Origin of the sequence: Streptomyces sp. NPDC057287 (assembly GCF_042667905.1) — a bacterium.
Lineage (GTDB): Bacteria > Actinomycetota > Actinomycetes > Streptomycetales > Streptomycetaceae > Streptomyces.
Window position 1 is genome coordinate 116,804 of the sequence record NZ_JBHUYV010000016.1, and the last position, 17,328, is coordinate 134,131.

Genomic DNA, 17,328 nt, shown 5'->3' on the forward strand with positions numbered 1-17,328 from the left:
CGCACGGATGTGACGTATCTCCCAGCGTGCGACCCGGGCCGGGGCCGGTGCGAGGGACGTCGGTCACCTGTCGGCAGGACTTCGGTCCATCCGCGCGGCGCCGCCTCCGCTCAGGGCCGGTCGGACGCGACCGGCCCGGGATCGGACCCGGCCCGCCCGGCGTCGGACGGCGCCTGCCCGGCGTCCGCCGCCCCCTGTCCGGCGTCCGCGGGGCCGAGGTCGCCCGCCCTCCGGCCCCGGGTCCGGGAGACCGCGACCCCGGCCAGGCAGAGCAGTCCGCCGGCGACGGTGAGCAGCGCGGGCACCTCGTCGAGCAGCACCCAGGACATCAGCACCACCAGTGCGGGCACGGCGTACGTCGTCGCGCCCATCCGGCCCGCGGTGGTCCGCGCCAGCGCGTAGGCCCAGGTGGTGAAGGCCAGTGCCGTCGGGAAGACCCCGAGGTAGATCATGTTCAGCGTCGCGGACAGGGGCGCGTCGGCCGCCTCGGAGACCAGTACGCCGGTGAACGGCAGGCAGGCGACCGTGCCGATCAGGCAGCCGAACGTGGTGATCTGCAGCGGGGTCCCATGGCGCAGCGCGGGCTTCTGGATGACCACCCCGCCCGCGTACGACAGTGCGGCCAGCAGGCACAGCAGGACGCCGAGCACCGAGGAACTCCCGTGGCCGGACATCGAGAGGCCGACGACGACGGCCCCCGTGAACGAGACCGCCATGCCCGTCAGGAGCCGGCGCGGCAGCCCTTCTCCGAGCAGCCGGGCACCCAGCAGTGCCATCAGGATCGGCCCGACGTTCACGATCATGGCCGCCGTGCCCGCGTCCACCTGCTGCTCACCCCAGTTGAGCACCACCATGTACAGCCCGAACCAGAGCAGCCCGGAGCCGATGATCCCCGGCCAGGCCGCCCGGGACGGCAGTCCCTCGCGGCGTACGAGCAGGATCGCGCCGAGCACCAGCGTGCCGGCCAGGAGCCGGCCCAGGGCCAGCGCCCCGGGCGAGTACGCCTCTCCCGCGCTGCGGATGGAGACAAAGGCCGAGGCCCACAGGATGACCGTGGTGCAGGCTGCGGCCGGGGCGCGCCAGTCGCGTCCTGGAGTGGCAGGCGCGACGGGGCGCGCTGTCGGTGTCGTCGTCATGGCCATGACGGTAAGCCGGTAACGCTTCGGCGCCCACCGAATTGTCAGTTGCCGTCAAGTGTCGCCGGCTCGATGCCCAGGTGCCCCCGCAGGGCGCTCAGCCCGGCAGGCGTGGCCCGGACCGCTCGTCCCGTGCCGACCCGTTCGCACCACCCCGCGTCCAGCACGTGACGGCACAGGGCGGCGCCCGCGGTCCCCGCGAGGTGCGGCCGCCGCTCGGTCCAGTCCAGGCAGCCGCGTGCCAGGGGGCGCCGTGACGCCGTGTCCAGCGGGACACCGAGCGCGGCGAACCACCGCACACCGTCCTCGGTGAGCGCGAAACCGGTGTCCTGCCGCAGGAGTCCGCGTCCGGTCATCGCATCGGTGATGCGGATCCCCAGCCGCCCGGCGAGGTGGTCGTAGCAGGTACGCCCGCGCGCCAGCGCGTTCTGGAGGCTCGCCTCGCGCAGGCTGCGCGGAGGCGTCCGCGTTCCGGGGCACGCGTGGGCGGCCAGTCCCTCGATCAGCTGGGCCGTCCGCCCGTCGGCGAGCCGCACGTAGCGGTGGCGGCCCTGGCGCTCCTCCGTCAGCAGCCCGCCGGCGACCAGCTTGCCCAGATGCTCACTGGCCGTCGAGGCGGCCACCCCCGCGGCGCGGGCCAGTTCACCCGCCGTCCAGGCCCGGCCGTCGAGCAGGGCCAGGCAGAAGGAGGCACGGGTCTCGTCGGCGAGCAGGGCTGCCAGCGCGGCGAGCCGGGGCGCCGCCGGATCGTGCGGTGTCGTACGGGTCATACGCCCAGGATGCGTCAGGCACGGTTCGGCGTCTGCCGAACCGTGCGCGCCGCGGCCGTCTGCTCGTACTGGAGCGCCAGGCCGTCCAGCAGGGCGCGCAGCCCGGTCTCGAAAGCGCCCTCGTCGACCTGCTGGCGGCGGTCGGCCAGCAGATGGGCCTGACCGAGGTGGGGGTAGTCGGAAGGGTCGTACGCCGTCTCGTCGTCGACGAACCCGCGGGCGAAGGATCCGAGCGCCGACCCGGTGATGAAGTAGCGCATCAGCGCGCCGATGTACGTCGCCTGGGCGGGCGGCCAGCCGGCCCTGACCATGGCTCCGAAGACCGCGTCGGCCACCCGCAGACCGGCCGGACGCCGGCCCGGCCCCTGGGCGAGCACCGGGACGATGTGGGGGTGCGCGGCGAGCGCCGCGCGGTAGGAGACGGCCCAGTCGTGCAGGGCGGCGGCCCAGTCGCGCGGGTCCGACTCCTCGAACATCTCCAGGTCGACCTGTGCGGACACCGTGTCGGCCACCGCGTCGAGGATCTCGTCCTTGTTCCGGAAGTGGTTGTAGAGCGAGGGACCGCTGACCCCCAGCTCGGCTGCGAGACGGCGGGTCGAGACGGCGTCCAGCCCCTCGGCGTCCACGAGCGAGCTCGCCGCCTCGATGATGCGGTCTCTGCTGAGGAGGGGCTTGCGCGGTCGGGCCATGCGGCACATAGTAGGGCCTGCAAGCATTAAACTAGCAGTGCTAATTAAAAGTGGGGTGCCGCAGGATGAACCTGGAGCTGAGCGAGGAGCAGGACGCCGTCCGGCAGCTGGCCGAGGACTTCGTCGCACGGGAGATCACTCCGCACGTCGTCGAGTGGGATCGCGCCGAGAGTGTCGACAAGTCGATCGTGAAGAAGCTGGGTGCCCTCGGCTTCCTCGGCCTGACGATCCCGGAGGAGTACGGCGGTTCCGGCGGGGACCACCTCGCGTACTGCCTGGTGACCGAGGAGCTCGGCCGCGGAGACTCCTCGGTGCGCGGCATCGTGTCCGTCTCGCTCGGCCTGGTCGCCAAGACGATCGCGTCCTGGGGCAGTGAGGAGCAGAAGCGGCAGTGGCTGCCGAGGCTGACCGCGGGCGAGGCCATCGGATGCTTCGGCCTGACCGAGCCCGGCACCGGGTCCGACGCCGGGAACCTGACGACCAGGGCCGTGCGCGACGGCGACCACTACGTCATCAGCGGCTCCAAGATGTTCATCACCAACGGCACCTGGGCCGATGTCGTCCTGCTGTTCGCCCGCACCGACGACACCCCGGGCCACCGGGGCATCTCCGCCTTCCTGGTGCCGGCCGACGCCCCGGGCCTGACCCGGCGCACCGTCCACGGCAAGCTCGGGCTGCGCGGCCAGGCCACGGCCGAGCTGGTGCTGGAGGACGTCCGTGTGCCCGCCTCCGCCCTCATGGGTCCCGAGGGCAAGGGCTTCTCCATCGCCATGTCCGCCCTGGCCAAGGGCAGGATGTCCGTCGCGGCCGGCTGTGTGGGCATCGCGCAGGCCGCCCTGGACGCCGCCGTGCGCTACGCGGGCGAGCGCGAGCAGTTCGGCAAGTCCATCGCGAGCTACCAGCTCGTCCAGGAGCTCATCAGCGACATCTCCGTGGACGTCGACGCCGCGCGGATGCTGACCTGGCGCGTCGCCGACCTCATCGACCGCGGCCAGGACTTCGCCACGGCGGCGTCCACCGCGAAGCTCTTCGCGTCCGAGGCCGCGGTCCGGGCCGCCAACAACGCCCTGCAGGTCTTCGGCGGCTACGGGTACATCGACGAGTACCCCGTCGGCAAGCTGGTGCGGGACGCCCGCGTGATGACCCTCTACGAGGGCACCAGTCAGATCCAGAAGCTCATCATCGGCCGCGCGCTGACGGGGGTCTCCGCCTTCTGAGCCGGCCACCGGCGGCCTTTCCGTGCCGGTGTCCGGCTCCTCCTCTGAGTACCGGGTGAGTACGCCGGCGGATACCGGCGTACGCCACCGCGCCGGATGCTGTGCGACATGAGTGAGACAACATCGGTCAAGCAGCAGAGCACCGCCGCGTTCTACGGACAGGCCGTCCTCTCCTTCGGCGTGGCGGCGGGCGCGGTGGCCCTCGGCATCTACTTCCTCGACGCCGACGCCTGGGTGAGGGCCTTCCTCGCCATCGGCGTCCTCTACCTCGTCACCTCGTGCTTCACCCTCGCCAAGGTCATCAGGGACCGGCAGGAGGCGGGGCAGATCATCAGCAGGGTCGACCAGGCGAGGCTGGAGAAGATCCTCGCCGAGCACGACCCCTTCCAGAAGCTCTGACGATCTCACCCCACGAGCGCTCTAAGCGCTTGCTCAGGTTCGCGGTATGGTGTTCGTCCTGCCAGCGGAAAGGGGCACGTGGCGATGAGCACGGCGGAGGAGACCGACGGCGAGAGCGCGCCGTGGAGCGAGGTGACGCCCGAAGCGGCCCGACGACTGCTCGTCGCCGCCGTCGAGGCGTTCGCCGAGCGTGGCTACCACGCGACCACCACCCGCGACATCGCCGGGCGGGCAGGGATGAGCCCCGCCGCGCTCTACATCCACTACAAGACGAAGGAAGAGCTGCTCCACCGGATCAGCAGGATCGGTCACGACCGGGCCCTGCGTCTTCTGGAGACGGCGGCCGACAGCGGTGGCGCGGCGTCCGACAGGCTCGCCGACGCCGTCCGGTCCTTCGTCCGCTGGCACGCGGAGCGCCACACCACGGCGCGGGTGGTGCAGTACGAGCTGGAAGCCCTCGGCGACGAGCACCGCACCGAGATCGTGGCCCTGCGCAGGAAGACCGACGCCGTGGTGCGCCGGATCATCAGCGAAGGCGTGCGGGCGGGCGAGTTCGACGTGCCGGACGTGCCGGGCACCACGCTCGCCGTGCTGTCCCTCTGCATCGACGTGGCGCGCTGGTTCAACGCGCAGGGCAGCCGGACGCCCGAGGAGGTCGGCACCCTCTACGCCGACCTCGTCCTGCGCATGGTGGGCGCCCAGAAGTGAAGTGACGCCGGCGCCCGGGCGGGCGACCGGCTCACTCCGCACCGCCGGAGGCGGTGGCGTGCCTCAGAAGTAGTAGCGCGACACCGACTCCGCGACGCAGGCCGGCTTGTCGCCGCCCTCGCGCTCGATGGTGACGAGGGCGGTCACCTGCACACCGCCGCCCGCCTCCTCGACGTTCTTGAGCACGGCCGTGGCGCGCAGTCGCGAGCCCACCGGCACGGTCGAGGGGAAACGGACCTTGTTGGTCCCGTAGTTGATGCCCATCTTCGTGTTCTCGACCTGCAGGATCTGCGGGACGAGCACGGGCAGCAGCGACAGCGTCAGATAGCCGTGCGCGATCGTCGTGCCGAAGGGGCCGGCCGCGGCGCGCTCCGGGTCCACGTGGATCCACTGGTGGTCGCCGGTGGCCTCGGCGAACTGGTCGATCCTCTTCTGGTCGACCTCCAGCCAATCGCTGTGTCCGAGCTCCTGGCCCACCCCGTCCCGCAGCTCCTGTGCGGACGTGAAGATCTTCGGCTCTGTCATGGTGCTGGTCCCTGCCTTCCGGCTGTCGGTCGCCCTCTCCGGGGCGGTGTCTAAGCGCTTGCTCAGCATGGTTGGGCCACGCGCCCCTGTCAACGACGGACCACCCGGGTTCTCGAAGTGGCGGCAGCGGGCCAGGCGCGCCCATTAGGGTTCGGCGAGTGCCGCAGATCCCTCAGACATTCCAAGAACTCACCGTCGGTCAGCTCTCCGCCCGTAGTGGCGCCGCGGTGTCCGCCCTGCACTTCTACGAGTCCAAGGGCCTGATCACCAGCAGCCGCACCAGTGGCAACCAGCGCCGCTACACCAGGGACGCGCTGCGCCGGGTGGCGTTCGTCCGGGCGGCGCAGCGGGTGGGCATCCCCCTCGCCACCATCAGGGAGGCGCTGGCCGAGCTGCCGGAGGAGCGCACGCCGACCCACGAGGACTGGGCCCGGCTCTCCGGGGCGTGGCGCTCGGAGCTGGACGAGCGCATCAAGCAGCTGGGGCGCCTGCGCGACCACCTCACCGACTGCATCGGCTGCGGCTGCCTGTCGCTGGAGACCTGCGTGCTGTCCAACCCGGACGACGTCTTCGGCGACCGGATGACAGGCTCGCGCCTGATGCCCGAGCGGGGCGCGGCGGACCGTTCCTGAGCGCACGGGGCCGCTGTGCCGGGCGGGAGGGACCGTTCCTGAGCGCACGGGGCCTGCCGTGCCGAGCGGGGCGCGGCGAGCCGCTCCCGGACGCGCCCGCCTCCGGGAGGTTCTTCCGCGGCCCCGCGTCCCTCAGGCCGCCGACGCGGCGGCCAGAGTCCTCGTCCGTATCCTCCTGGCCCGGGCCAGCGCGCCCGCCGTCAGGACGGGCCGGGGGACCACGATGCCGCACCCCGTGCAGACCGGGCCCGCCCAGGGTTCCCGGTCCAGGTCCTGCCGCCACACGATCCCGGTCCCCGTGCAGACCGGGCAGGCGGTGCCCGGCTTCGTGCCCAGCGCCGCGATCAGCCGTCCCAGGACGTCGGCGAGGGGGGCGCTGGGGTGGACCCCCGGATCCTCGCAGTGCGCGATCCCGTTGCCGCCCCAGGTCAACCGGTGCCAGTCGTCGAACGTGCCGGGCCGGCGCAGCCCGTCGTGCTTCTCCCGGCGCCGCCGCTCGGCGAAGCCTGTCTCGTACGCGAGCCAGACGGCCCGCGCCTCCTCCAGTTCGTCCAGCGCGCTGATGAGGCGCACCGGATCCGGGGCCCGGTCCTCGGGCTCGAGCCCGTGCCGGGCGCACAGATGATCCCAGGTCGCCCGGTGACCGTACGGGGCGAATCGCTCCAGGCATTTGCGCAGCGAGTACCGCCGCAAAGCCAGATCGCCCCGTGGATCGCGGACCTGTCTCGCAAGACTCCGGAAACCGGCCATGGCACTGCCACCTCCGTCGCTCGTACTTCGGCGTCAAGGGATGGACGTACGACTGCCCGATTCGGCTCCATCGAAAGGTGAAATGCGTCCACGGATTGAGATGGTCCGTGTGAGGCCGTGCAACGAGGTGTGGCGATTCGGAAAAAGTGACTGATGTTCATCTTACCGGCGGAGGCGTACCGCCAGTAACCTCCGGCGCATCGGCCACCCGGAGGAGCACGCATGCCCCCACGCACCCGCACGCTCAGAGCCGCCGCAGCCGCGGCCGTTCTCGCTCTCGGTACGTCCCTGCTCGCCTCGGCGCCCGTCGCCGGAGCCGCGGAACCGAAACCCCTCGCCGTCACCGACCACTGCGGAAGTCAGTGCGCGGACATCCTGCCGCCCGGCGAGAACGGAAACGCCACGCTCGTCGAGATCCTCGGGAACAAGGCGTTCGGCACGCACCCCGCCCACAGCGACGACCAGCTCGACCGCTACAACGGTCTGGTAGCGGGCCATACGAGCCTCACCGACCAGAAGCTGACGGACTTCTTCAACGACGCCTCCTTCGGCGTCCCCGCCGGTCAGGTGGAGTCCGTCACCTCGCCGCGCGAGGACGTCACCATCACCCGGGACAAGAAGAGCGGCGTCCCCCACATCAAGGGCACCACCCGCTACGGCACCGAATTCGGCGCGGGCTTCGCCGCCGGGCAGGACCGGCTGTGGCTGATGGACCTCTTCCGCCACATCGGCCGCGGTGAGCTGACCTCGTTCGCCGGGGGAGCACTGGCCAATCAGGGCCTTGAGCAGCAGTTCTGGCCACAGGCCCCCTACACCGAAGCGGATCTCCAGGCGCAGGTCGAGCGGATCAGGACCACCGAGGGCGCGCGCGGTGAGCAGGCGATGGCCGACGCGCAGGCCTACGTCGACGGGATCAACGCCTACCGGGTGAAGTCCAAGAAGGGCCGCTACTTCCCGGGCGAGTACGTCCTCACCGGGAAGATCGACTCCATCACGAACATCGGCGAGATCCAGCCGTTCGGTCTGACGGACCTGATCTCGATCGCCTCGGTCGTCGGCGGCCAGTTCGGCGGAGGCGGCGGGGGAGAGGTCCAGGCCGCGCTCTCGCTGCTCGCCGCCCAGCAGAAGTACGGCGTCGAGGAGGGCACCCGCGTCTGGGAGTCCTTCCGTCAGCGCAACGACCCCGAGGCCGTCCTCACCGTCCACGACGGCACCTCGTTCCCGTACGCGGGCAAGCCCGACAAGGCCCGTGGGACAGCACTTCCCGACCCGGGCTCCGTCACACCCGAGCCCCTGATCCACGACCGCACCGGTTCCGCGGGCACCGGCAAGAAGGCCCCGGTGAAGGCGCCGGCCGCCCTCGAACCGCTGCAGGGGATGTACGACGACGGCGTCATCCCGGAGGGCTCGCTGCCCGGAACCGGTGACGGCGCGCAGAAGCGCGGCATGTCCAACGCCCTCCTGGTGTCCGGCAAGCACACGGCGAGCGGCAACCCGATCGCCGTCATGGGCCCCCAGACCGGCTACTTCGCGCCACAGCTGATGATGCTCCAGGAGCTCCAGGGCCCCGGCATCAGCGCCCGCGGCGTGTCCTTCGCCGGGGTCGGCATGTACATCCAGATGGGCCGCGGGCAGGACTACGCCTGGAGCGCCACCTCGGCGGCCCAGGACATCACCGACACGTACGCCGTCGAGCTCTGCGAACCCGACGGATCCACGCCCACCAAGGACTCCACCCACTACCGCCGCGACGGTGCCTGCACGGCCATGGAGAAACTGGAGCGCACCAACTCCTGGAAGCCGACGGTCGCCGACTCCACCGCCAAGGGCTCCTACCGGATGCAGGTGTGGCGCACCGACTACGGCATCGTCACCCACCGGGCCACGGTGGACGGCAAGCCGGTCGTCTACACCTCGCTTCGCACCACCTACCGGCACGAGGCCGACTCGATCATCGGCTTCCAGCTGATGAACGACCCGGCGTACGTGACGGACGCGGCCTCCTTCCAGCAGGCGGCGAGCCACATCGACTACGCCTTCAACTGGTTCTACGCGGACTCGCGCACCGCGGCCTTCTACAACAGCGGCATGAACCCGGTGCGTGCGGCCGGGGTGGACGCCGCGCTGCCGGTCAGGGCCGAGAAGGCGTACGAGTGGCGGGGCTACGACCCGGCGGCCAACACCACCGACTACACCCCGTTCGCGGAACACCCGCAGTCCATCGGCCAGGACTACTACATCTCCTGGAACAACCGGCAGGCCGAGGACTACTCCACCGCGGCGTTCGGCTTCGGGGCCGTGCACCGCGGCGACCTGCTCGACGACAGGGTGTCCGAACTGGTGGCGGACGGCGGGGTGACCCGTGCCTCCCTCACCCGCGCCATGGAGGAGGCCGCCCTCACCGATCTGCGCGGTGAGCAGCTGCTGCCCGAGCTCCTGAAGGTGCTGCGCTCCCAGCCGGTCACCGACCCGGAGCTCAACGCGGTCGTCCAGCAGCTCGACTCGTGGCGGGCCGCCGGGGCGCAGCGCAAGGAGACCAGCCCCGGATCGCACACGTACACGCACGCGGACGCGGTAAGGATCATGGACGCGTGGTGGCCGAAGCTGGTCGAGGCGGAGTTCCGTCCGGGCCTGGGCGACAGCCTCTACACGGCGCTCACCGCGAGTCTGGCCACCGACGAGTCCCCGGCCGCGAGCCACGGGCCCAGCGGGGCGCACAGCGGCTCCGCGTTCCAGTACGGCTGGTGGGGTTTCGCCGACAAGGACCTGCGCCAGGTCCTCGGACAGCCCGTCAAGGGGCCGCTGGGGAAGACGTACTGCGGTGGCGGCGACCTCAGCACCTGCCGTACCGCGCTGCTCAGCACCCTGAAGGAGGCGGCGGCCGTCCCGGGGACCACGGTCTACCCGGGTGACGACAGCTGCAAGGCCGGTGAGCAGTGGTGCACCGACACGATCGTCCACCGTCCGCTGGGCGGGATCTCGCAGAAGGCGATCCACTGGCAGAACCGGCCGACGTACCAGCAGGTCGTGGAGTTCCCCTCGCACCGCTGAGCGCGCGGGTCCCACTCCCCCCGCCCGGACGGACCGTTCCTCCGGTCCGTCCGGGCGGGCGTCCCGCCGGACCTGCCCTACCGGTACAGCAGGTGCTCCCGCCGGATCCTCCGGAACGCGGCGAGGTCGCCCGACCACGCGCCGACGACCTCGTCCGTGTCCGCCCCGGCGTCGATCATGGTGCGGACCCGGGTGTTGCCGGTGAGCTTGTCGATCCAGTTGTCCGCCCGCCAGGCGAAGCCGCTCCACGTCCGCTTGGCCGTCACCAGCAGCGCGATGCCGGTGCGTACCGGGTCGAAGGACTCCCGGTCCTGGACGTGCACCTGCACGCCGCCCACCGTCTTCCCCTGGAACTTGGAGAACGTCGGCGCGAAGTACGCCTCACGGAAGGCGACTCCGGGCAGGTCCAGTGCGTTCGCCGCGGCCGCCCAGCGGTGGTCGATCCCCTCCGCGCCCAGCAGTTCGAACGGCCGTGTCGTTCCACGCCCCTCGGAGAGGTTCGTCCCCTCGAAGAGGCATGTCCCGGAGTAGACCACCGTCGTCTCCGGCGTCGGCATGTTGGGGCTCGGAGGCACCCACGGCAGGCCGGTCGCGTCGAAGAAGTCCGAGCGCCGCCATCCGGACATCTTCACGACGTCCAGCTCCACGGGCCGGGCCGCCAGGAACTCGGCGTTGAAGAGCAGCGCGAGCTCCGCCACGGTCATGCCGTGCGCCTGCGAGATCTCCCGGCGTCCCACGAAGGTCGCGAAGGCCGGATCGAGGACCGGCCCCAGCGCCGCCCTGCCGGTCACCGGGTTCGGCCGGTCCAGCACGACGAACCGCTTGCCGGCGAGCGCCGCCGCCTCCATGCAGTCGTACAGCGTCCAGATGTACGTGTAGAAGCGGGCGCCCGCGTCCTGGATGTCGAAGACCACCGTGTCGACACCCGAAGCCGTGAAGACGTCGGCGAGGGCCTGCCCGCTCTTCAGATACGTGTCGTAGACCGGCAGCCCCGTCGCCGGGTCGTCGTAGCGCCCCTCCGAACCGCCTGCCTGCGCCGTCCCGCGGAAGCCGTGCTCCGGGCCGAAGACGGCGGTCAGGTCGACCCGGTCGTCGGGGTGCATCACGTCGACGATGTGCCGGACGTCCGAGGTGATCCCCGTCGGATTGGTCACGACGCCGACCTTCTGCCCGGCCAGCAGCCGGTAGCCGTCGGCGGCCAGCCGGTCGAAGCCGGTGCGCACACCGGCCCCGTGTCCCCGGCCGGCGGCCGCGGCCGTCCCTGGGCCCGCGGCGGTCGCCGCGAGGGCTCCCATCGCGCCGCCGACGGCCAGCACACCACGCCTGGACAGGGTCATTCCGCTACCTCCATGATCGCGACGACTGTCATGGTCACGCACGTTAGCGCGGGTGCGGGCCAGGCGGAACGGCCACGACTGGGCAGATTCCCAGTCCTGCCCCGAACCCCTTCCCCGATCACATACCGACTGGTTAGTCTGCCGGGGACGACTGCTGAGAAGGGCGGGACCGATGAGTACGGTGCAGGGCGCTGGCGTAGTGGTGACCGGAGCCGGAGGCGGCATCGGAGCCGCCCTGGCCCGCAGATTCGCCGCGGAGGGCGCACGGGTCGTCGTCAACGACCTCGACGCCGCCCGGGTCGAGGCCCTGGCGGACGAGATCGGCGGCACGGTCGTGGCGGGCGACGCCTCCACCGTCGTGGACGCCGCACGCGACGCCCTCGACGGCACGATCGACGTCTACTGCGCCAACGCGGGCCTCGCGTCGGGCGGGGACGCCTTCGCGGAGGAGGACGTCTGGGCCAGGGCCTGGGACGTCAACGTGATGGCGCACGTCCGCGCGGCCAAGGCGCTGCTGCCGGACTGGCTGGAGCGCGGCAGCGGCCGTTTCGTGTCCACCGCGTCGGCGGCCGGTCTGCTGACGATGATCGGCGCCGCTCCGTACAGCGTGACCAAGCACGGTGCCGTCGCCTTCGCCGAGTGGCTCTCGCTGACCTACCGGCACCGGGGCGTCAAGGTCCACACCATCTGCCCCCAGGGCGTGCGCACGGACATGCTCACGGCGGCCGGCTCCGCGGGCGACCTGGTGCTCGCACCCACCGCGATCGAGCCGGAGGCCGTCGCCGACGCCCTCTTCGACGCCATGGACGAGGACCGCTTCCTGGTCCTGCCGCACCCCGAGGTGGCCGGCTACTACCGCGCCCGCGCCAAGGACCCCGACCACTGGATCGGCAACATGAACCACCTGCAGCAGAAGTGGGAGGCGGCCGGCGCATGACCCAGTCGATCTACGCGGCGAAGCCCTGGACCGCCCTGCTCACCGAGGCCCAGCTCGCCCCCGTGCACCCCGCCGAGACCGTGGTGCACGCCTTCCGCGCCGCCGCCCGACGGGCCCCGGACCACACCGCGCTCGCCTACTTCGACGGACGCCTCAGCTACCGCGAGACCGACGAGCTGTCCGATTCCGTGGCGGGACACCTCGCGGCCGAGGGCCTCGGGCGCGGCGACCGCGTCGCGATCATGCTCCAGAACACACCGCACTTCGTGCTCGCCCTCCTCGGCGCCTGGAAGGCCGGGGCGACCGTCGTCCCGCTCAACCCGATGTACAAGTCGGGCGAGGTCGGGCACGTGCTGAAGGACGCGGAGGTGTCCGCGCTGATCTGCTCGGACCGCGCCTGGAAGTCCTATCTGCGGGTCACCGCCGAGGCCGCCCCGAGCGTGCGGATCGCCCTCACGGCCTGTGAACTCGACCTCCAGTCGGCCGACGACCCGCGCGTGCTCGGCTTCGAGCGGCTCCCCGCGCCCGGCGCCGACGACCTGGCCTCCGACCTCGTGGCCGTCGCCCGCCAGGGCCTCCCGGCCCCCGGGGGCCGCGAGCTCACCGCCTCGGACACCGCCCTGATCAGCTACACCTCGGGAACGAGCGGCACCCCCAAGGGGGCCATGAACTCCCAGGGCAACATCATGGTCAACGCCGAGCGGCAGCGGGCCGGCCACCCCATCGCCGAGGGTTCCGCCTACTTCGCGCTCGCCCCGCTCTTCCACATCACCGGCATGGTCTGCCAGCTCGCCGCGTGCGTCGCCAACGCGGGCACCCTGGTCCTCGCCTACCGCTTCGAGGCGAGCGTCGTCCTGGAGGCCTTCGCCGAGCACCGCCCCGCCTACACCGTCGGCCCCTCGACCGCCTTCATGGCGCTCGCCGCGCACCCCGGAGCCACCCGGGAGCACTTCGCCTCCTTCGAGGTGATCTCCTCCGGCGGCGCACCGCTGCCGCCCGCGCTGGTCGAGAAGTTCCGCGAGGGCTTCGGCCCCTACATCCGCAACGGCTACGGCCTCACCGAGTGCACCGCGCCCTGCGCCTCCGTGCCGCCGCAGCACGAGGCGCCGGTCGACCCCGTCTCGGGAACCCTCTCCGTCGGCGTCCCCGGGCCCGACACCGTGGTCAGGATCATCGACGAGAAGGGCGACGACGTCGCCTTCGGCGAGCTGGGCGAGATCGCCGTGCGAGGACCGCAGGTCGTCTCCGGCTACTGGAACCTGCCGGAGGCCACCGCCGCCGGCTTCCCGGACGGCGAGCTGCGCACCGGCGACATCGGCTTCATGGACACGGCGGGCTGGCTCTACGTCGTGGACCGCAAGAAGGACATGATCAACGCCTCCGGCTTCAAGGTCTGGCCGCGGGAGGTCGAGGACGTCCTCTACACCCACCCGGCCGTCCGCGAGGCGGCCGTCGTGGGCGTTCCCGACGCCTACCGCGGCGAGACCGTCCGGGCCTACGTCAGCCTGCGCCCGGGGGCCGAGGTCGCCACCGGTGAGCTCGGCGCGTACTGCAAGGAGCGGCTGGCCGCGTACAAGTACCCGCGCGAAGTGGAGATCCTGGCGGAACTCCCGAAGACGGCGAGTGGGAAGATCCTCAGGCGGGAACTGCGTTCCCCCCGTTAGAACAGTTCACGCACGGTACGAGAGGGCAGGTGGCGGCAATGGCCAAGGCGACGGACGGGAACGGTACCCCCGTCCCCCAGAGGCTGCTGGCCGCCGCCACCCGGCTCTTCGCGGAGCGCGGCTACGACCGCACCTCCGTCCAGGAGATCGTCGAGGCGGCGGGCGTCACCAAGGGGGCGCTCTACCACTACTTCGGCTCCAAGGAGGACCTCCTCCAGGAGGTCTACGCCCGGGTGCTGCGGCTCCAGCAGGAGCGGCTCGACGCCTATGCGAACGCCGAGGCGCCGATCGAGCAGCGGCTGCGTGACGCGGCGGCGGACGTGGTCGTCACGACCATCGACAACCTCGACGACGCCTCGATCTTCTTCCGCTCGATGCACCACCTGAGCCCGGAGAAGAACAAGCAGGTCAGGGTGGAGAGACGCCACTACCACGAGCGTTTCCGGGCCCTGATCGAGGAGGGCCAGCGGGCCGGGGTGTTCTCCTCCGCGACCCCGGCCGACCTCGTCGTCGACTACCACTTCGGCTCGGTCCACCACCTGTCCACCTGGTACCGCCCGGACGGCCCGCTCACCCAGCAGGAGGTCGCGGACCACCTGGCCGACCTGCTGTTGAGGGCCCTGCGCCCCTGACACGGCTCCCCGAGGCCCGGCCCGCCGGGTGCGGTCGGCCCGGATCCGGTATGCCCCGGAGCGGCGAGCAGCGGCGAGGCGAGTTCCTCGCGAGCCCTTCGGGGCGCCGGCCGTTCATCAGGCCCACCAGGTCGGTCCGATATGCGGACGGGGCTGTCCGAATCCCGCCCTTGACGGTGCACGGTCAGTGATTGAGCATCGGGGGCGCACTGCGCACCGCCAGCTCCAGGCCCCGGTCGTGCACGCCCGGGGACCCCCGCACGTTCCGTCAGTCCCCGAACGGAATCCGGAGCCTCCGATGAGCCCTGCCCGTCGTCACAGACCTCTGCTCGCCGTCGCCCTCGCAGCCACCGCCCTGCTGGCTTCCGCGGCACCGGCCGTCCAGGCCGCGCCCACCAGGGTCGCGGCCGCCCCCGACATCCCGCTCGCCAACGTCAAGGCGCACCTCACCCAGCTCCAGTCGATCGCCACCGCCAACAGCGGCAACCGGGCCCATGGGAGGGCCGGTTACAAGGCGTCCGTCGACTACGTGAAGGCCAAGCTGGACGCCGCCGGTTACACCACCGCGCTCCAGCAGTTCACCTCCGGCGGTGCCACCGGGTACAACCTGATCGCCGACTGGCCCGGGGGCGACCCGAACCAGGTCCTCATGGCCGGCTCACACCTGGACTCGGTGACCTCTGGCGCCGGGATCAACGACAACGGCTCCGGATCGGCCGCCGTCCTGGAGACGGCCCTCGCGGTCTCCCGGGCGCAGCTCGCTCCCGACAAGCACCTGCGCTTCGCCTGGTGGGGAGCCGAGGAGCTGGGCCTCGTGGGCTCGAAGTACTACGTGAACAACCTGGCGTCCACGGAGCGTTCCAAGCTCGCCGGCTATCTGAACTTCGACATGATCGCCTCGCCCAACCCCGGCTACTTCGTCTACGACGACGACCCGGTCATCGAGCAGACCTTCAAGGACTACTACGCCGGTCTGTCGATACCCACCGAGATAGAGACCGAGGGCGACGGCCGCTCCGACCACGCCCCGTTCAAGAACGTGGGCGTCCCCGTGGGCGGGCTCTTCTCCGGTGCCGACTACACCAAGACGAGCGCCCAGGCCCAGAAGTGGGGCGGCACGGCCGGCCAGGCCTTCGACCGCTGCTACCACTCGTCGTGCGACACGACGGCGAACATCAACGACACGGCCCTGGACCGCAACAGCGACGCGGTGGCCCACGCGATCTGGACCCTGTCCGCGGGGACCGTCACCCCGCCGACCGGGACCGTCTTCAGCAACGCCGCCAACGTCAACGTGCCGGACAACGGCGCCGCGGTGACCTCGTCGGTCGCGGTGACCGGGCGTACGGGCAACGCCCCGTCCGCGCTCAAGGTGGGTGTGGACATCAAGCACACCTACCGCGGCGACCTCGTCGTCGACCTGCTGGCGCCCGACGGCACGGCCTACCGGCTGAAGAACTCCAGCAGCAGTGACTCCGCGGACAACGTGATCGCGACGTACACGGTCAACGCGTCCGCCGAGGCCGCCAACGGCACCTGGAAGCTCCAGGTCAGGGATGTCGCCGCGCAGGACACCGGCTACATCGACAGCTGGCAGCTCACCTTCTGACCCGTCGGAGAGACCCGCGGGGAGGCGCCGTCCGGGCGCCTCCCCGCACAGGGCTCAGAGGTACTTCTTGATCTCGCGCCGCGCCAGCGACCGCTGGTGCACCTCGTCCGGTCCGTCCGCCAGCCGCAGCGTCCGCGCCGACGCCCAGAGTTCGGCGAGCGGGAAGTCCTGGCTGACGCCCCCGGCGCCGTAGAGCTGCACCGCCCGGTCGAGGATGTCGCAGACCGCGCGCGGCGTCGCGATCTTGATCGACTGGATCTCGGTGTGCGCTCCGCGGTTGCCCACCGTGTCCATCAGCCAGGCGGTCTTCAGCACCAGCAGCCGCAGCTGTTCCACCGTCACCCGGGCGTCCGCGATCCAGTTCTGCACGACGCCCTGCTGGGCGAGCGGCTTGCCGAAGGCCGTACGGGCAACGGCCCGCCTGCACATCAGCTCGATCGCGCGCTCGGCCATCCCGATCAGCCGCATGCAGTGGTGGATGCGGCCCGGACCCAGCCGTGCCTGCGCGATGGCGAAGCCGCCGCCCTCCTCGCCGACCAGGTTCGCGGCGGGCACGCGTACGTCGGTGAAGACCACCTCGGCGTGGCCGCCGTGGGAGTGGTCCTCGTAGCCGTAGACCTGCATCGCGCGGCGTACTTCGAGTCCGGGGGTGTCGCGCGGGACGAGGATCATGGACTGCTGCCGGCGGATGTCCTCGCTGTCCGGGTCCGTCTTGCCCATCACGATGAACACCGCGCAGTCCGGGTTCATCGCCCCGGAGATGTACCACTTGCGTCCGTTGATGACGTACTCGTCACCGTCCCGGACGATCCGCGTCTCGATGTTCGTCGCGTCCGACGAGGCCACCTCGGGCTCCGTCATCGCGAACGCCGAGCGGATCTCCCCGGCGAGCAGCGGCTCCAGCCACTGCTTCTTCTGCTCGTCCGACCCGAACTGGGAGAGCACCTCCATGTTCCCGGTGTCCGGGGCCGCGCAGTTCAGCGCGGTCGGCGCCAGGTGCGGGCTGCGGCCGGTGATCTCGGCGAGCGGGGCGTACTGGAGGTTCGTCAGGCCGGCGCCGTACTCCGCGTCCGGCAGGAAGACGTTCCACAGGCCCTGCCTGCGCGCCTCGGCCTTCAGGTCCTCCACGATCCGCGGGGTGTCCCACGGCGACGCGAGAGCCGCGCGCTGCTCCTCGGCGACCTGCTCGGCCGGGTACACGTGCTCGTCCATGAAGGCGAGCAGCTTCGTGCGCAGCTCTTCGGTGCGGGCGTCGAATGCGAAGTCCATGGG

Annotated in this window: 16 protein-coding genes; 9 read left to right on the forward strand and 7 right to left on the reverse strand. The window is 71.3% G+C overall.

All coding sequences use genetic code 11. The features are described 5' to 3' along the window. Positions 1-110 precede the first annotated feature (110 nt). Genes ACFUNE_RS27815 through ACFUNE_RS27825 form a run of 3 tightly spaced genes read right to left on the reverse strand, consistent with a single transcriptional unit; the run spans position 111 to position 2,595 of the window. Positions 111-1,136 (reverse strand): DMT family transporter, encoded by a 1,026-nt coding sequence (locus ACFUNE_RS27815; protein WP_383573691.1) that lies wholly within the window; start codon positions 1,134-1,136, stop codon positions 111-113. A gap of 44 nt (positions 1,137-1,180) precedes the next feature. Then, positions 1,181-1,906 carry an ArsR/SmtB family transcription factor gene (locus ACFUNE_RS27820; RefSeq protein WP_383573693.1) on the reverse strand — a complete coding sequence of 242 codons (726 nt, stop codon included), beginning with the start codon at positions 1,904-1,906 and terminating at the stop codon, positions 1,181-1,183. Between the two features lie 14 nt (positions 1,907-1,920). Further along, positions 1,921-2,595, reverse strand: coding sequence for a TetR/AcrR family transcriptional regulator (locus ACFUNE_RS27825; protein ID WP_383573695.1), 675 nt, complete (start codon positions 2,593-2,595; stop codon positions 1,921-1,923). 65 nt (positions 2,596-2,660) lie between these two features. Between ACFUNE_RS27825 and ACFUNE_RS27830 the strand changes: the two genes are divergently transcribed. From ACFUNE_RS27830 to ACFUNE_RS27840, 3 genes are all read left to right on the forward strand, one after another. After that, positions 2,661-3,812: an acyl-CoA dehydrogenase family protein gene (locus ACFUNE_RS27830; protein WP_383573696.1), complete on the forward strand. Its 1,152-nt coding sequence runs from the start codon at positions 2,661-2,663 to the stop codon at positions 3,810-3,812. Between the two features lie 108 nt (positions 3,813-3,920). Continuing rightward, positions 3,921-4,211 carry a YiaA/YiaB family inner membrane protein gene (locus tag ACFUNE_RS27835; protein ID WP_383573698.1) on the forward strand — a complete coding sequence of 97 codons (291 nt, stop codon included), beginning with the start codon at positions 3,921-3,923 and terminating at the stop codon, positions 4,209-4,211. A gap of 84 nt (positions 4,212-4,295) precedes the next feature. Beyond that, entirely contained in the window at positions 4,296-4,919 is a 624-nt protein-coding gene (locus tag ACFUNE_RS27840; protein WP_383573700.1) for a TetR/AcrR family transcriptional regulator, read from the forward strand. Positions 4,920-4,982: 63 nt separating this feature from the next. Here ACFUNE_RS27840 and ACFUNE_RS27845 read toward each other — a convergent pair whose 3' ends face one another. After that, on the reverse strand, positions 4,983-5,444 hold the full coding sequence (locus ACFUNE_RS27845) for a MaoC family dehydratase (protein WP_383573702.1): 462 nt from the start codon (positions 5,442-5,444) through the stop codon (positions 4,983-4,985). Between the two features lie 158 nt (positions 5,445-5,602). Between ACFUNE_RS27845 and soxR the strand changes: the two genes are divergently transcribed. Further along, a complete protein-coding gene (gene soxR / locus ACFUNE_RS27850) occupies positions 5,603-6,076 on the forward strand; it encodes a redox-sensitive transcriptional activator SoxR (RefSeq protein WP_383573704.1) in 474 nt (157 codons plus the stop codon). A 132-nt stretch (positions 6,077-6,208) separates the two neighbouring features. Here soxR and ACFUNE_RS27855 read toward each other — a convergent pair whose 3' ends face one another. Continuing rightward, the gene (locus ACFUNE_RS27855) at positions 6,209-6,826 is read right to left on the reverse strand and encodes a hypothetical protein (RefSeq protein WP_383573706.1); all 618 of its coding nucleotides are present in this window, start codon (positions 6,824-6,826) and stop codon (positions 6,209-6,211) included. Between the two features lie 222 nt (positions 6,827-7,048). Between ACFUNE_RS27855 and ACFUNE_RS27860 the strand changes: the two genes are divergently transcribed. Further along, on the forward strand, positions 7,049-9,877 hold the full coding sequence (locus tag ACFUNE_RS27860) for a penicillin acylase family protein (protein WP_383573708.1): 2,829 nt from the start codon (positions 7,049-7,051) through the stop codon (positions 9,875-9,877). Between the two features lie 77 nt (positions 9,878-9,954). Here the strand turns inward: ACFUNE_RS27860 and ACFUNE_RS27865 are convergent, their stop codons facing one another. After that, entirely contained in the window at positions 9,955-11,214 is a 1,260-nt protein-coding gene (locus tag ACFUNE_RS27865) for an exo-beta-N-acetylmuramidase NamZ domain-containing protein (RefSeq protein WP_383573710.1), read from the reverse strand. A gap of 172 nt (positions 11,215-11,386) precedes the next feature. Between ACFUNE_RS27865 and ACFUNE_RS27870 the strand changes: the two genes are divergently transcribed. The 4 genes from ACFUNE_RS27870 to ACFUNE_RS27885 all read left to right on the forward strand — a co-directional run bounded on the left by ACFUNE_RS27870 (position 11,387) and on the right by ACFUNE_RS27885 (position 16,056). Beyond that, positions 11,387-12,151 (forward strand): SDR family oxidoreductase, encoded by a 765-nt coding sequence (locus ACFUNE_RS27870; protein ID WP_383573712.1) that lies wholly within the window; start codon positions 11,387-11,389, stop codon positions 12,149-12,151. Beyond that, positions 12,148-13,815 (forward strand): AMP-binding protein, encoded by a 1,668-nt coding sequence (locus ACFUNE_RS27875; protein WP_383573714.1) that lies wholly within the window; start codon positions 12,148-12,150, stop codon positions 13,813-13,815. Before ACFUNE_RS27870 ends, ACFUNE_RS27875 begins: the two co-directional genes overlap by 4 nt. Positions 13,816-13,853: 38 nt before the next feature. Beyond that, positions 13,854-14,447, forward strand: coding sequence for a TetR/AcrR family transcriptional regulator (locus tag ACFUNE_RS27880; protein ID WP_383573716.1), 594 nt, complete (start codon positions 13,854-13,856; stop codon positions 14,445-14,447). A 298-nt stretch (positions 14,448-14,745) separates the two neighbouring features. After that, positions 14,746-16,056: a M28 family metallopeptidase gene (locus ACFUNE_RS27885; RefSeq protein WP_383573718.1), complete on the forward strand. Its 1,311-nt coding sequence runs from the start codon at positions 14,746-14,748 to the stop codon at positions 16,054-16,056. 54 nt (positions 16,057-16,110) lie between these two features. On the opposite strand, the gene ACFUNE_RS27890 is transcribed toward ACFUNE_RS27885, so the two are convergent. Next, positions 16,111-17,325 (reverse strand): acyl-CoA dehydrogenase family protein, encoded by a 1,215-nt coding sequence (locus ACFUNE_RS27890; RefSeq protein ID WP_383573721.1) that lies wholly within the window; start codon positions 17,323-17,325, stop codon positions 16,111-16,113. Positions 17,326-17,328 lie beyond the last annotated feature (3 nt).

Coding starts and splice junctions, on each gene's coding strand:
- ACFUNE_RS27825 (WP_383573695.1), bottom strand. CDS start 2,595: ATGGCCCGACCGCGCAAGCCCCTCCTCAGCAGAGACCGCATCATCGAG.
- ACFUNE_RS27845 (WP_383573702.1), bottom strand. CDS start 5,444: ATGACAGAGCCGAAGATCTTCACGTCCGCACAGGAGCTGCGGGACGGG.
- ACFUNE_RS27870 (WP_383573712.1), top strand. CDS start 11,387: ATGAGTACGGTGCAGGGCGCTGGCGTAGTGGTGACCGGAGCCGGAGGC.
- ACFUNE_RS27860 (WP_383573708.1), top strand. CDS start 7,049: ATGCCCCCACGCACCCGCACGCTCAGAGCCGCCGCAGCCGCGGCCGTT.
- ACFUNE_RS27820 (WP_383573693.1), bottom strand. CDS start 1,906: ATGACCCGTACGACACCGCACGATCCGGCGGCGCCCCGGCTCGCCGCG.
- ACFUNE_RS27880 (WP_383573716.1), top strand. CDS start 13,854: ATGGCCAAGGCGACGGACGGGAACGGTACCCCCGTCCCCCAGAGGCTG.
- ACFUNE_RS27840 (WP_383573700.1), top strand. CDS start 4,296: ATGAGCACGGCGGAGGAGACCGACGGCGAGAGCGCGCCGTGGAGCGAG.
- ACFUNE_RS27890 (WP_383573721.1), bottom strand. CDS start 17,325: ATGGACTTCGCATTCGACGCCCGCACCGAAGAGCTGCGCACGAAGCTG.
- ACFUNE_RS27865 (WP_383573710.1), bottom strand. CDS start 11,214: ATGACCCTGTCCAGGCGTGGTGTGCTGGCCGTCGGCGGCGCGATGGGA.
- ACFUNE_RS27885 (WP_383573718.1), top strand. CDS start 14,746: ATGAGCCCTGCCCGTCGTCACAGACCTCTGCTCGCCGTCGCCCTCGCA.
- ACFUNE_RS27835 (WP_383573698.1), top strand. CDS start 3,921: ATGAGTGAGACAACATCGGTCAAGCAGCAGAGCACCGCCGCGTTCTAC.
- ACFUNE_RS27875 (WP_383573714.1), top strand. CDS start 12,148: ATGACCCAGTCGATCTACGCGGCGAAGCCCTGGACCGCCCTGCTCACC.
- ACFUNE_RS27830 (WP_383573696.1), top strand. CDS start 2,661: ATGAACCTGGAGCTGAGCGAGGAGCAGGACGCCGTCCGGCAGCTGGCC.
- ACFUNE_RS27855 (WP_383573706.1), bottom strand. CDS start 6,826: ATGGCCGGTTTCCGGAGTCTTGCGAGACAGGTCCGCGATCCACGGGGC.
- ACFUNE_RS27815 (WP_383573691.1), bottom strand. CDS start 1,136: ATGACGACGACACCGACAGCGCGCCCCGTCGCGCCTGCCACTCCAGGA.